We start from the raw sequence: 14770 nt of genomic DNA, 5'->3' as shown, positions 1-14770 counted from the left end.
TGTCTGTAATGTCGCTTACTTGTAAGCTCTGAATATAAGAGCGACTTTGAGGGAGTGATGGAATTGAGCATTTTCGATGCTAAGGCACGCGTGTGGGAGGAAACCGTACAGATCCCTACGTATGGAATTGGCAAACCCGACAAAAATCCAATGTTTCTGGAGAAACGTGTCTATCAGGGAAGCTCCGGTCGAGTGTATCCGCATCCGGTAATTGATAAAATTGAGGATGAGAAGAAACTTGAAAATTACCAAATGGTTTTTCTGGAAAATAAATATTTGCGCATTGAGATCATGCCAGAGCTGGGAGGCCGCATTTATCGTGCGGTCGACAAGACCAACGGTTACGATTTTGTATATTATAACAGGGTCATCAAACCAGCGCTTGTGGGCTTATTGGGGCCGTGGATATCTGGAGGGATTGAGTTCAACTGGCCGCAGCATCACCGTCCCAACACTTATGGACCCGTTGAATACAAGTTGGAAGAACATGAGGACGGAAGTGCAACGGTATGGGTGAGCGAAATTGATCGTATGTTCGGCACAAAAGTAACAGCTGGTTTTACACTTCAACCGGATAAAGCATACCTTAAAGTTGGGGCCCAGCTATACAATCGGACTGCCGAGCCTCAAACGTTTCTATGGTGGGCCAATCCAGCCGTAGCGGTACATGAGCACACACAATCTGTTTTTCCTCCAGACGTATCAGCTGTGTTCGATCACGGAAAGCGAGATGTATCCCGTTTCCCGATCGCTACAGGCACTTATTATAAAATGGATTATTCTGAAGGTGTAGACATCTCCCGATACAAAAATATTCCTATCCCCACTTCATATATGGCCTATAAATCGGATTACAATTTCATAGGTGGTTACGACCATATGAAACAAGCTGGGCTTTTGCATGTGGCCAACCATCACATCTCTCCTGGAAAAAAGCAATGGACATGGGGAAATGGCGAATTCGGCCAGGCATGGGACCGGAATCTAACAGACGAAGATGGTCCCTACATCGAGTTGATGACGGGGGTATATACCGATAACCAACCAGATTTCACTTGGCTTCAGCCGTATGAAGAAAAATCGTTCTCGCAGTATTTTATGCCTTACAAACATATTGGTATGGTCAAAAACGCTTCAATTGACGCAGCCGTTAATCTGGAATTAAATCGCAGCGAAGGGACAGCACAGATTGGAGTCTATGTAACTTCGTCATATCGTGAGGCTGTTGTGGAATTACGCAGTCAGCGGAAAGTTTATATTAAAGAAACCTTAGATCTGACACCTAATAAGGCCTTTATACAGAAGACAGTTATTTTGGCTGAGGATGAGGATTATGAACTATGCTTAACCGTCAAAGACGCGACCGGAAGGGAGCTGATTAGCTACCAGCCGAAGAAAAAGGAAGTTGAACAGATGCCGGCTGCCGCCGCCCCCCTGCCAGAACCGGAGGAATTAAGAACGAACGAAGAATTGTATTTAGCAGGACAACATTTGGAGCAATACCGTCATGCTACCTTTGAACCGGAGGCGTACTATCTTGAGGGCCTGAAAAGAGATAAAAATGACAGCCGCATAAATGTGGCATATGGTACGTTACTTCTTCGTAGAGGGTTGTATTCAGAAAGTGAAGAGTGCTTTCGTAAAGCCATCTCGCGGGTAACCTGGCGTAACTCTAATCCCTATGACGGTGAGGCCTACTACCAGCTTGGCTTGTCGCTAAAACACCAAGAGCGGATAGATGAGGCGTTCGCTGCCTTTTATAAATCGGTATGGAGTGCAGCATGGCAAGACAGCGGGTATTTCTCACTGGCACAGATTGCGACAGAACAAGGGAACTATGAAGAAGCATTGGAACTCGTGGAGCGCTCGACAATCCGAAATGCTCGCAACTACAAAGCACGCAACCTGAAGTCGGCTATTCTTCGTAAGCTTGGCAGCTACGAAGCGGCAATAGCCTTCTCCAAGGAAACGATGAAGCTCGATATCGCCGATTTTGGAGCTTACCGTGAGCAAGCATTATCTTTAGAGGCTCTCGGGTTACGAGATGATGCTAAAACGGTCCTCGAAGAGTTGGGAAAATGGATGCGTGGAGATGTGCATAATTATATAGCGGTAGCATCGGACTACGCGGCGGCGGGACTCTATGAGGATGCAGCATGTGTGCTGGAAGAAGCTCCAGAGCAGGCGAAAACATACCCTATGCTGTATTACGTTCAGGCCTTCTGCTATGCTAAAATCGGCAAGCATGAGCAGGTGAACAATGCTCTCGCTCAGGCCGCAGATGCAGTACCCGACTACTGCTTTCCTAACAGTCTGTTTGAGTTGGATGTGTTACAATTTGCAATTCGAACGAGACCGGGGGACGGAAAGGCGCATTATTACTTAGGTAATTTACTCTATGATAAGAAACGGCATCTGGATGCCATTTCCAGCTGGGAAACGTCTCGTTCCATTGACGATACTTACCCCGTTGTTCACCGTAATCTTGCTCTTGGATATTTTAACAAACAAGGCCAAGTAGAGAAGGCTCGCCATTCGTTAGAGCAGGCCTTTGCGTGCAATACTTCAGACGCGCGTGTTCTTTATGAGCTTGACCAGCTGTATAAGAAGCTGAACATCAGGCCCAACGACAGATTGAACCTAATGGAGAGTTATCCGGGAATCATAAAGCTTCGCGATGATCTGTTTTTGGAATATGTAACCGTTCACAATACGCTGAAGCAGCATAAGATAGCGTTGTCCTTGCTGACAGGGAGAATATTTCATCCATGGGAAGGCGGAGAGGGGAAGGTAACTGGACAGTATAGGCTTGCCAAGGTAGAGCTTGCCAAGTCCGACCTGAGGTCTGGACGGATTGAACAGGCTGTAAAAGGGCTGCGGGAGGCTTTAGTGTATCCAGAGAATCTTGGCGAAGGTAAGCTGGAGGGTTCCCAAGATAACGATATTTACTATTATTTGGGCTGTGCGTATGAGCTATTGAAATTAACAGATGAGGCAAGGCAGGCCTTTTCCACGGCCTCTCAAGGACTGGGGGAACCCATTAATGCCATGTATTATAACGATCAGCAGCCGGATATGATATTTTACCAAGGATTGGCCTGGCAGAAACTTGGCTATGCGAAGGAAGGCGTGCGTCGATTCAACAAGCTCATTGATTACGCCGAAAGACACTTATTTGAACCCGTGAAAATGGATTATTTCGCGGTCTCGTTACCCGACTTTCTCATCTTTGAAGATGACCTGAATATTCGTAATCAGGTTCATTGTACTTATATGAAGGCACTTGGTTTGCTTGGATTAGGGCGACAGGACGAAGCTAGCTTGCATTTTGAATCGGTGCTTAAGCTAGAAGCTAACCATCAAGGAGCATTGAACCATATGGACTGGGACTGGGAGGGGAAATCAAATGAATAATCTCATGAGAAAGTTACCGCGCAAATTGACGATCACCATGTGGGACTTCTCCTGGTATACAATGACACAGGAAGGTGAGCCCTACAGCGATCTTGAAGCCCGTTTTAAAGAAGCGGTCGAAAGAGGGTACAATACGATCCGAATATGTGCTATGCCATACATGTTGTTTACAGCGGATGGCAAACGTCCCGGTCCCTTGGAGTTTGCTAACCTTGGGGAAGTAGGCCAGCGTACGCGTTGGTATAACTGTCGTGGCGGCGCAGTGCTGGATGGGCATGCTCATTTACTTGAACTGTTTAAACAAGCCAAGGCTCATAACTGTTACATTATGTTATCCTCTTGGGAATATCAGCAGAGTCCCAGCTTTCTGGCTTATGCTGAGCTTAGAGATGAATTAGCTGCAATACCTCCTAAGGAGAGATTCATGGCCATTGCAAAATCAATGGATCAGTTGATCCGTTTCGTCACAGCAGAAGGCTATAGGAACCAGATTATCTATACAGAGCTGCATAACGAAGTGGAATTTGGGCAGTTAAACGCCGTCGGAACATCTGAAGGCATAGCCGAAACGAATGTACCAGCGCTTATTGAAGCCATGCAGCCCTACGTAGAAGAAGCGATAGAATATCTCCGCCAATGTCATCCCGATATCATGATGACCGCCAGCTATACGTTAAATGAAGCCTACCCTAAAGCTTACGTCGCGCGCAATATGCAGGTTGCCCATTTTCACCTTTATATTAAGGGGGTACTCAATGAGCTTATGGAAGCGGCAGCGCTTTATGATGAGTTGGCGCCGTTCCCCAATCCATTCGTGCAATCCCTATTAAGAGAAGACGCTCCTCCATTTGCAGAGTGGAACCTGCCTCCGGAGCAGAATTGGCGGATGGAAGGCAATCCAGTCGGCATGAGGCTTATTTATTTGCACGATTGGGTAGATCCCGACCAATGGGATTTATTTTTGTACGATCGGTATGGAGACCATAAAATTGCCATGTTGCAGAAGGCCGACACCCGATTGGAAGAGATTCATGAATGGACTCGTCATTCCGGCATTCCAATTGTCATAGGAGAAGGTTATGTAGGCTACACGCCGCTGTATGCCCAATTTGAAGAAGGCCCAATCGGTAAATTTATCGCTGAATATGTGTTGCGAAAAGGAATGGCACTTGGGTTCTGGGGAATGACCCTCTGCTCTAACTGTGCTCCCCATCATCCATTCTGGAATGATATCGCTTGGCAGAGCAAGTGGAATCAATTTATCCTGAATTCAGATTAACGAGTGAGGGGTGTGAACTCCATGAGAACCTATCGGGTTACAGTCAAAGACGATCAAAAGCGAATTGTTAAGGGACATATCAAACTTGGCGGCACCAATCCAAAAGGAGAGGAAATCGGATTCACCAACTATTTTTTGGAGAAGGACGGAGAGCCCTTTTTCGGTATTTGTGGTGAATTCCATTATGCCCGTTATGATGAACGCTATTGGGAAGACGAAATCATTAAAATAAAAATGGGCGGCGTAAACATCATTGCCACTTATATTTGAACCTACATGAAGAAGTTGAAGGTATTTTTAATTGGAGTGGGAACAAGGATCTTCGTCGTTTCATCGAGTTGTGCGGCAAACATCAGGTATACTCCATTATTCGGATCGGACCCTTCAATCATGGGGAAATTCGAAACGGCGGTATGCCGGATTGGTTATTTGGTCGACCATTTGAGGTTCGTTCTAATGATGAGGGGTATCTGTTCTATACGAGAAGATTGTATAACGAAATCGGTGCCCAGGTTAAAGGGCTGCTATATAAGGAAGGGGGGCCGATTATCGGCACCCAAATCGAAAACGAACATCATCATTCATCTGCCCAGTGGTCATTGACTGTAGGAATTAATGATATGTGGTTAGACAGCGGAAGTGACGGTAACTCGCATATGTTAAAACTTAAAGAAATAGCTCTGGAAGCGGGGATTGATACTCCGATCTATACGTGCACAGGATGGGGAGGAGCCACAACTCCTGTCCCTGATATGCTGCCATTATGGGGCGGGTATGCCTATTGGCCATGGATCTACTACGAAGAGGGACGTTTGGAAGGGATGGACGAGCATCCTGCGACACCGGAATACATTTTCCGAGACAAGCATAATAACAAGATTCCAAAGAGCTACAATTTTGAGCCTCAATATGCCCCTGAAGACTATCCGTACGCTTGCTGTGAAATGGGTGGCGGCATGGTTCAGTTTTATAGATATCGGTTCGCCTTTCCCTACCGTAGTGTTCCAGCGATGACTGTCATGAAGGTTGCAGAAGGCTGTAACCTGATCGGATATTATATGTATCATGGGGGTTCCAATCCTCGAGGTCAGGTTAACCCGTTCACAAATGATCTAGCCACCCCTAAAATATCCTATGATTTCAACGCCATGATCGGCGAATTCGGTCAAGTAAGGGAGTCATACCAAAGAACAAAGCTGCAACATTACTTTTTTTCAACGTTCCAAAAACAATTCTCTCTAACAAAGACTATTCTGCCAGGAGATACGTCCCAGATGGACCCTTATGATGTGGAAACGTTACGATATGCAGTGCGATCCAGTGCCGGATCGGGGTACCTATTTCTAAATAATTTCCAAGACCATGTCGAAAATGACGACCTGTGCGATTTTAATGTGAGCATTGAGCTGCCTGAGGAAACGATTGTAATTCCTAGTCAAGGTGAACTGACGTTAGGACGTGATAGCTTCGCCATATTGCCATTTAACTTTAATTTAGATGGAATAATGCTTAAATATGCTACGGCACAGCTGATAACAAGGATAGAAGAAGATGGAGAAGTATATTATTTTTTCTTTGTACCAGAGGGCATGAAAGGAACGTATGCAATGGAGTCACAAGATATCATCAGTGCCACAATCGACAAAGGTTCGATAGAGCAATTCGATGGGAACACGATCATTAAGGTTGCTGAACAGGAGGATAGTTTCATTCACCTGGTATCTGAAAGCGGCAAAAAAGTTAAGATCTACACGATGACTGATGAGCAAAGTCTTACATTTTGGAAGGTAAACATGCAAGACCGAAATAGAGTCATTTTGACAAATGCCAATCTACTTGTATCTGAGGGCGTTCTAAGGCTGGAATCAACGGGCCAAGAAATGGTAACTCTGAGTGTATTCCCGGATTTTGACGCCTCATTCACATCTATTTCCGGTGGAGAGCTGCTTGAAATAACAGAAAGTGAATTATTCAAAACGTATCGTTTAAAGGCTCCTAAGAAAGAAATCCATTTCAATTTGAAAAGGGTAAATAACGATAAATTTACTATTGATTTTGAAACAGATGCGTTTCATGGAATCAAGGAAGCTCTGCTGCGTATCGATTATACTGGAGATATCGGCTATGCTTTTATGGATGGCGAACTGATCAATGATAATTTCTGCAACCATACGACCTGGGAAATAGGTTTGAAAGCATTTGAACATCGGCTCATCGAGCAAGGGGTGTACGTATATATTTCCCCCATTCGAAAGGGCAAGGTTCTCAACAGCAATACGACTATGGCGGGCTGGAACGAGGCGACAAAGGAACGTATCGTAGATATTGGTTCGGTTAGCCTTGTGCCTGTATATGAAATCAAAATCACCATATAACCCAGAAGGTTATATGGTGATTCTTTTCCAGAATAATCTACATAAAGTAATCAGCCAGTGAATACATGAGTCTTTTTTATTTTCTTAATGTGTTTTTAGTAGATACCGGCTTTTTTTGATGTTTGTTTGATCCCGTTGCTTCCGTTAACTACAGTTTTTCCCCAATCCGTCAGGTTGCCTTGGAGAAAACTCCTCCTAAACCTATCCTGATGACGGACAACTCATCCCCAAGCTTCACCACGATATTAAATTATAGTATGATATTCTTATGAAAAATTTTACCAGAGTGAATAGGGGCAAGCTGATGAGAAAACCAATCATTGCAGTCGATATGGACGATACCATCTGTCATCTCGTCAAACGAGCCATATACCATAACAATAGTGAATTTCCCACTCATCCGCTTCGGTATGAAGAAATGTTAGATTGGAACACCGATCATCTACGTCATCCAAAGAGCACGCTTGATGTATTTTATGGACGACCGGGTTTGTTTGAGGAACTTGAACTATTTGACGAGTATGTTGTAGAAGAAATGGAAAAGCTTTGCAATGCTTTTGATGTCATTATTGTGACAGCGGCAGAACCCAAGACCGTCGTAGAGAAATGGAACTGGCTTCAAAGACATATGCCATTCATTCCGATTGAGAACTTTTTCCCATGTAAACGAAAAAACCTGATTAACTATGATCTTCTGATTGATGATGGTCCTCATAATTTAGTGCCTGCGCTAGAGGCGGGGAAAAAGGTGCTTTGCATTCCTCATCCATGGAATCTGAGAGCAAGAGAGCAATATGAGTTCCCCGTCATGACATCCTGGCAAGGGGCAAAAGAACGAATCGACTCCATTTTAGGGGTTCTGTATAAATAATAAAACCATTCGTAAAACAGCTGGCTCCTTTGGAACTGGCTGTTTTGCTAGAAAGAATAGCACTAATGATTGAAATGAAATGGTACAATTGATATGCAAATCCATGAGGAGGGAACGTGTATGACCATGACTATGGGGCAGGTTGTGAATCATCTGACCAAGGGAATAAGCATACCCAACACCACCGTAGATCTGCTGGAACCAGGATTTATAGATACTGAGGTACACGGAATTGTAACCGCTTTCTCCGCTTCGCAGTATGTGATAGAACAAGCTATTTCTCTAGGTGCAAATTTTATCATTACGCATGAAGGCATCTTTTATAGTCATCAGAGGATGCATGAATGTTTACTACATGATCCTGTTTTTTTGCAAAAATCTCGCCTCATTGCCGATGCAGGTATAGGCATTTATCGGTTTCATGACACCATACATCGTTATCAACCGGATGGAGTGATGGTTGGGCTACTTCAGGCGCTTGGCTGGCACAACTACATTGTGAAGCAGCAGCCGACGGCCACCATTTTGACTATTCCGGTTATGGAAGTTCAGGAGATCGCTGAATATATCAAAGCCAAATTACATATTCGTTATGTACGGGTGGCTGGTGAGGTTTCCATGCCATGTGAACGAGTGGGAATCTCAGTAGGATACAGGGGAGGTGGTGATCTAGCCATTCCATTATTTCTAAATGAAAATGTAGATTTAGTCATTGCCGGTGAAGGCCCAGAATGGGAAACACCAGAATATGTTAAGGATGCTGTCTATCAAGGTCAAAGTAAAGCACTTATCATGCTGGGACATGCTGAAAGTGAAGCACCTGGGATGAAGTATCTCGCAGATGTACTTTCTGCTCAATTTCCAATGCTCCCCGTACACTTTATTGAAGATCGCCCGGTGTTTCAAATATTGTAATGAGAACACGTCTTTTGTGATGGTCATCCAGCACTGCTGTTATATCCGTTCATCCACTTTATGAAATGGAGGCAAGATGATGGGAAGCAGAGTGATTATGCCGTTCAAAACGGACTGGAAGTTTATAGAGGGTAATTACGCAGGTGCTGAGAAAATGGACTACAACGATGAGCATTGGCGACTCCTTCAAGTCCCTCATGATTGGAGCATTGAGAAGTCCTTTGATCCACATATGCTGTATGGTGGCAATCAAGCTTATTTGCCGAGATGGTCTGTCGGATGGTACAGAAAGCATTTTAATGTGAAGCCCTCCTCTCCAAAACAGCGCGTATACATACAATTTGATGGCATTCACAGTAACAGTGAGGTTTGGATCAATGGACATTTTGTGGGCAAGCGGCCCTATGGATATGTTAGCTTTCAATATGATTTGACTCCATATATTCGGTGGGATGAGGAGAATGTGATTGCCGTCAAAGTGGACAATACGATTCTTTCACCTGACAGATGGTATTCCGGGGCCGGTATTTATCGTAATGTCTGGCTGATTTGTACGGATTATATTCATATAACCGAATGGGGGACTTACATTACCACACCTGAAATTTCGCCAGATGAAGCCAAGGTGACTGCCAGAATCCAGGTCACTAATCATCACGCGCATGCCGTAGAGTGTACGATTATGACTGAAATGCTGGACCCACAGGGACAGATCAAAGGAAAAGTTGAAAACCGAGTCACTCTTTCGAGCTGTGAAACGGGGGAAATAGAGCAAAAGATGCGAGTTATAGAGCCAGAACTGTGGTCACCGGACAACCCAGTGCTCTACGAAGCCCAGACGACGATCTATTGCGACAATACAGAGGTGGATCGTTATTGTACTCCTTTTGGTATAAGAGAAGTGAAGCTGGACACTCAAAAAGGTTTGTTTCTGAATGGGTACAGCTTAAAGCTAAAGGGAGTGTGCATTCACCATGATTTAGGCTGTCTGGGGGCTGCTTACCATGATACAGCCATGAAAAGAAGGCTTCAAAAGCTGAAGGAAATGGGCTGTAACTCGATCCGTTTTGCTCATAACCCGATGGCGCCCGAATTATTAGATTTATGTGATCAGATGGGGTTCTTGGTGGTTGATGAGGCTTTTGACAAATGGAAATCTCTTTTCTATGAGCATTTATATGAGGAGTGGTGGGAAAAAGATCTGGAAGCAATGTTGCTCAGGGACAGGAACCATCCCAGTGTTTTCATGTGGAGCGTTGGGAATGAAGTGGAGAATCAAGGTCAGCCATCCATGCTCAAAATGTTGGAGCAGCTCGTGGGTTTCTGCCATGAAAAAGACCCAACTCGACCAGTTACATGTGCGCTTGAGCCGCATAATACACCGATCAGCTTGCGTGAGGGTTCAATTGAGGCCAAAGTGGAGCATACCAAACAGCTGGCACAACGAGTGGATGTTCTAGGGTTAAACTATCAGGAGCAGTGGTATGAGCACTATAGGGCGGCCATGCCGGATACGCTTATCCTTGGAACAGAAACATTCCCATACTATCGGGGTAAGGATAACCGAGTTAAAGGTTATTTGCCTCTGAATCCCTGGTTTGATGTCGCTAATCATGATTATGTGATCGGTCAATTTGTTTGGAGTGGAATTGACTATTTGGGAGAAACGAGCTATCCCTCCAAAGGGTGGTCTTCGGGCCTGATTGATACTTGCGGATTCCGCAAACCTGTATCTTATCTCCAACAAAGTTTATGGTCTAATCAGCCTGTTGTGCACATAGCCGCATTTAACGAACATATGAAATCGGAATTTAATCCGACATGGACGATGCACTGGAAATCTCCGGCCATGGAAGATCACTGGACATTTCCTGAATACGGTGGAAAATTGATACGGTTGGTTACCTTCACCAATTGTGAGAGCGTGGAATTGATCGTGAATGATGAATCATACGGTGAGAGGAAGTTAGTGGATTATACTAATCATTTGATCGTATGGGAGCTTCCCTATACACCGGGCAAAATCCGGGCTGTGGGTCGTAATGGAAACAATAAGGTTTGTGAGCATGAATTAACCACTGCCGGACTTCCTTATGCTCTAAAGTTGGAGGCTGATCGGGTAATTCTACCTGCTGATGGGCATGAGATATCTCATGTGGAAGTAACCGTCATAGACCAAAACGGGATCATTGTACCTAACCAGGATTTTGATGTAACCTTTAAACTACAGGGTGATGGTCGTATCCTTGGAATAGACAATGGGGATCTCACCAGCGATGAATCCTTCAAGGGGAATGAGAGACGAACACACAGAGGAAGGTGTCTCGTTGTTGTACAATCTGGTTATGTGGCTGGTGAGTTGTTGCTTCAAGCGTCCGCAGATGGAGGGTTGCTGGGAGAAACCAGACTGAAAATAGAACAAGAACGCAAATGATAATTCAAGGCTGATTCAGTCTAGAGCTTGTATGGTTTAATTAAAAAGGTCTGAATAGGTGGTGAGTGCGCATGCCTTACCTGCTCAGGCCCTTTTTAATATGTTTACAACTGACGGTCAATAACGATCTATGACTATAATTCTCTTTTTGACAAATAGTTTGGATGCGAATAGAATAACTAATTATAATATAACTTATTAAAAGATTAATAAAAAGTGGTGATAAGGAGATAAGTAAATGCCAGTAGAACCATCCATGAATCCTCGGGTAATTCGTAATATTTTGTTTTTATTATTCGCTTTACCAGGTGTAGCTTTTGCTTCCTGGGTGTCTCGAACGCCCATTATACGGGATATTTTGCATGTCTCGACTGCCGAAATGGGAATTATTATTTTTGGATTAGCTGCAGGTTCTTTAGTGGGACTACTCAGTGCAGGCAATATGATTTCTCGTGTAGGTGGACGGGCGGTCATTCTGGGAAGTGCGATTTTGATTGTAAGCGGTTTTGTCATTGTAGGGTTGGGAACTGCATTTTCGCTCACGAGCATCGTGTTTGCTGGTTTAGTCATCTTTGGAGGTGGTTATGGGACAGCAGAAGTAGCTCTGAATGTCGAAGGTTCTGCGGTAGAAAATCAATTGCAAAAAACGCTTTTGCCGGCTTTTCACGGTTCATTTAGTATGGGTACACTTGTAGGTGCAGTCATCGGTTCTGGAGCAGCGGCACTACACATACCAGTTATGGTCCATTTTGGAGCTATGGCTGCCATGATTGGAGTGGTAACTTTCTATTTTTATCGTTTTCTGCCTCACGATACAGGTATAGAGAAAGAAGTTCCTACTCAAAAGGTTGGATCTAATCTCAAGGCGCAGCTTGCTGTATGGAAAGAAAGACGAATTTTATTGATCGGTATCATCGTGTTAGGTATGGCGTTTGCAGAAGGGTCTGCGAATGACTGGCTACCGCTAATGATGGTGGATGGTTATGGCGTGGATTCTTTAACAGGTTCCTATATGTATGGACTATTTGTGGCAGCGATGACCATTGGACGTTTTACCGGAGGATTCATACTGGATAAATACGGCCGTGTCCCTGTATTGAAAGGAAGTGCTGTCCTGGCTGCTATCGGTATCATTCTAGTGATCTGGGGACAGCATTACCTCATAGCCGGATTGGGCGTCGTATTATGGGGGCTTGGAGCCTCACTTGGTTTTCCTGTGGGCTTATCTGCTGCCGGAGATGACCCTCGTGGTGCAGCTATCCGGGTTGGAGCCGTAGCCACGATCGGTTACATTGCCTTTTTAGTAGGCCCCCCAGGCTTAGGGTTTTTAGGTGAACATGTTGGACTTCTGCATGCCTTGATCGTAGTGCTTGTTGGCGTTATTGTTGCTGGTTGGATATCCGGTGCTGCCCAACCCATTGAGATGAAAGAAAAGAAATCAAATTAAAATATAAAGGGGATTGTCGCATGACTATGAAAACGGAAAAACAAAAGATGATGGATGGGGAACTGTATGTAGCTGCTGATCCTCAATTAACGCAAGAAAGAGAGTATGCGAGAAGATGTGTACGTCTCTTTAATCAGACGGCAGAGACGGATCGTGAGTACCGTGAAAAGTTACTTAAGGAGCTTTTCGGATCAACTGGTGAAAATATAGGTATGGAACCCAACATACGCTGTGACTACGGATACAATATTCATGTTGGGGAAAATTTCTACGCCAACTTTGACTGTACCATTTTGGATGTTTGCGAAGTGCGTATTGGAGATAATTGTTTCCTGGCTCCAGGAGTTCATATTTACACAGCGACTCACCCCATAGATCCGTTTGAACGAATCGCTGGCCCGGAGTATGGAAAGCCTGTTAAGATTGGCAACAATGTATGGATTGGCGGTCGAGCAGTTATTAATCCCGGTGTTACGATAGGTAATAATGTCGTCGTGGCATCAGGAGCAGTAGTAACCAAGGATGTTCCAGACAATACGGTTGTAGCTGGAAATCCGGCACGAATAATTAAGCAAATTAAAATCTCCTAAACAGCATACAAGTAAATCATATAATATTTTGTACCGATGATCCTATTAAAAGGGCTCCTTATTTTAATAGGATCATTTGAATTTAAAGACTTGAACACTTATAGTCTTCAAGATTGAACTACTATACAGAGTAATAAATAATCATATTCATCCGAACCAGTGTTTCTCCTAGATTATAGTAAATGTGTGGGCGGTCTGCTTTAAAGCGGATCGAATCCCCAGCTTTAACCGTGTGCATTTCTTCGCTGATTTTCACCACCATCTCACCCTCAAATACCGTAATAAACTCTTCAGTACCTTCACGGTGCGGCGCTGAACTCAGTTCTCCGCCTGCTTCAATCTCTACGGTGTAAACCTCAAAATTTCTACTTCCTTCATAGGGGAAAAACGGATACAACCGATAGTGGTTATTTTCTTCAAGCACTTGTACTTTGCTTTTAGGAACGACTACCGCATCTGCAGGTGGTTCATTAATCAGAGCAGTGAAAGAGATTTTTAAGCCGTTCGCAATTTTCCATACGGTTGTAATCGAGGGATTAGATTCTCCCCGCTCAATCTGACCGAGCATCGTTTTACTGATCCCCGTCAGATCAGCTAATTTATCTAGACTTAATTTTCTTTCATTTCTTAGATATTTCAAATTTTTACTTAAAATCAGATTAATATTCTCCATAATTCTTCGCTCCTATTGTGCTTTATAAAGAACATATTGTACAATCATAAAGTACAAATGTGCGCTTCAACGTACATTTCATTCAATTATAACATACTGGAGTTGATTGTTGCATGCCATTTATTCCGTTCCTTTCTTATGTACTTGTTACCAGCTTTACGCCAGGTCCCAACAATATTATGTCTTTAGACAGTGCCAGACGGTTGGGTTTGAAAAAAGCATTCCCATTCTTGCTGGGAGTAACAGCAGGCTGTTTCGCTATTATGCTGTTAGCCTGCTATTTTAATCTTGCTTTGTATCATTTTTTGCCACGAGTTAAGATCTGGATGAATGTCCTCGGCAGTCTGTACATGCTCTATCTGGCGGTGAAAATTGCAAGGAGCAAATCCTCTACGGACGATAATGATCACAATGAGGGATATTCCTTCAAATCAGGACTGCTGCTGCAATTTATTAATTTAAAAATCATTTTGTATGGTATTACGGTCATTTCAACGTTTGTAATGCCTTATGATGTATCGTATATAGAGCTTATTACGATTTCATTACTCCTGACCTGTATTGGATTTGTAGCTGTAGTATGCTGGGCGATTTTTGGCGCTGTGTTTCAACGTTTCTTGAATAAGCATGAGCGTTCCTTCAATATCATAATGTCCTTATTGCTCCTTTATAGTGCACTATCGATATGGATGTAAATGAGCACCTTTATTCATCATAGAAAAGAAGGGTTCCTGACTATAGGCAGGAGCCTTTTTTTCGTTGAATTGAGCTT

Annotated in this window: 9 protein-coding genes and 1 pseudogene; 9 read left to right on the top strand and 1 reads right to left on the bottom strand. The window is 43.8% G+C overall.

Translation table 11 applies throughout. The features are described 5' to 3' along the window. Positions 1-57 precede the first annotated feature (57 nt). The 8 genes and pseudogenes from NLX78_RS19140 to NLX78_RS19105 all read left to right on the top strand — a co-directional run bounded on the left by NLX78_RS19140 (position 58) and on the right by NLX78_RS19105 (position 13325). Positions 58-3414 carry a DUF5107 domain-containing protein gene (locus tag NLX78_RS19140; RefSeq protein WP_254351288.1) on the top strand — a complete coding sequence of 1119 codons (3357 nt, stop codon included), beginning with the start codon at positions 58-60 and terminating at the stop codon, positions 3412-3414. Then, positions 3407-4693 (top strand): cellulase-like family protein, encoded by a 1287-nt coding sequence (locus tag NLX78_RS19135; protein WP_254351271.1) that lies wholly within the window; start codon positions 3407-3409, stop codon positions 4691-4693. The genes NLX78_RS19140 and NLX78_RS19135 overlap by 8 nt, the downstream gene beginning before the upstream one ends. A gap of 21 nt (positions 4694-4714) precedes the next feature. Next, positions 4715-7068, top strand: a pseudogene (locus NLX78_RS19130) (beta-galactosidase). Between the two features lie 304 nt (positions 7069-7372). After that, on the top strand, positions 7373-7939 hold the full coding sequence (locus tag NLX78_RS19125; RefSeq protein ID WP_069291023.1) for a 5' nucleotidase, NT5C type: 567 nt from the start codon (positions 7373-7375) through the stop codon (positions 7937-7939). 120 nt (positions 7940-8059) lie between these two features. Next, positions 8060-8854, top strand: a complete 795-nt coding sequence (locus NLX78_RS19120) for a Nif3-like dinuclear metal center hexameric protein (protein ID WP_254351270.1) — start codon at positions 8060-8062, stop codon at positions 8852-8854. Between the two features lie 79 nt (positions 8855-8933). Next, entirely contained in the window at positions 8934-11288 is a 2355-nt protein-coding gene (locus tag NLX78_RS19115; protein WP_367988461.1) for a glycoside hydrolase family 2 TIM barrel-domain containing protein, read from the top strand. Positions 11289-11526: 238 nt separating this feature from the next. After that, on the top strand, positions 11527-12735 hold the full coding sequence (locus NLX78_RS19110) for an MFS transporter (protein ID WP_483311688.1): 1209 nt from the start codon (positions 11527-11529) through the stop codon (positions 12733-12735). A gap of 20 nt (positions 12736-12755) precedes the next feature. Continuing rightward, the gene (locus NLX78_RS19105) at positions 12756-13325 is read left to right on the top strand and encodes a sugar O-acetyltransferase (protein WP_165178915.1); all 570 of its coding nucleotides are present in this window, start codon (positions 12756-12758) and stop codon (positions 13323-13325) included. A gap of 121 nt (positions 13326-13446) precedes the next feature. Here NLX78_RS19105 and NLX78_RS19100 read toward each other — a convergent pair whose 3' ends face one another. Beyond that, positions 13447-13998 (bottom strand): helix-turn-helix domain-containing protein, encoded by a 552-nt coding sequence (locus tag NLX78_RS19100; protein WP_254351268.1) that lies wholly within the window; start codon positions 13996-13998, stop codon positions 13447-13449. A 113-nt stretch (positions 13999-14111) separates the two neighbouring features. Between NLX78_RS19100 and NLX78_RS19095 the strand changes: the two genes are divergently transcribed. Further along, complete coding sequence (locus NLX78_RS19095; protein WP_061831118.1) at positions 14112-14693, top strand: LysE family transporter; 582 nt, start codon at positions 14112-14114, stop codon at positions 14691-14693. Positions 14694-14770 lie beyond the last annotated feature (77 nt).

The sequence above is a fragment of the Paenibacillus sp. Lou8.1 genome, from assembly GCF_024213565.1.
GTDB lineage: Bacteria > Bacillota > Bacilli > Paenibacillales > Paenibacillaceae > Paenibacillus > Paenibacillus polymyxa_B.
Note: the sequence above shows the minus strand (reverse complement) of the source record. Positions and strands in the feature narration are given on the sequence as shown.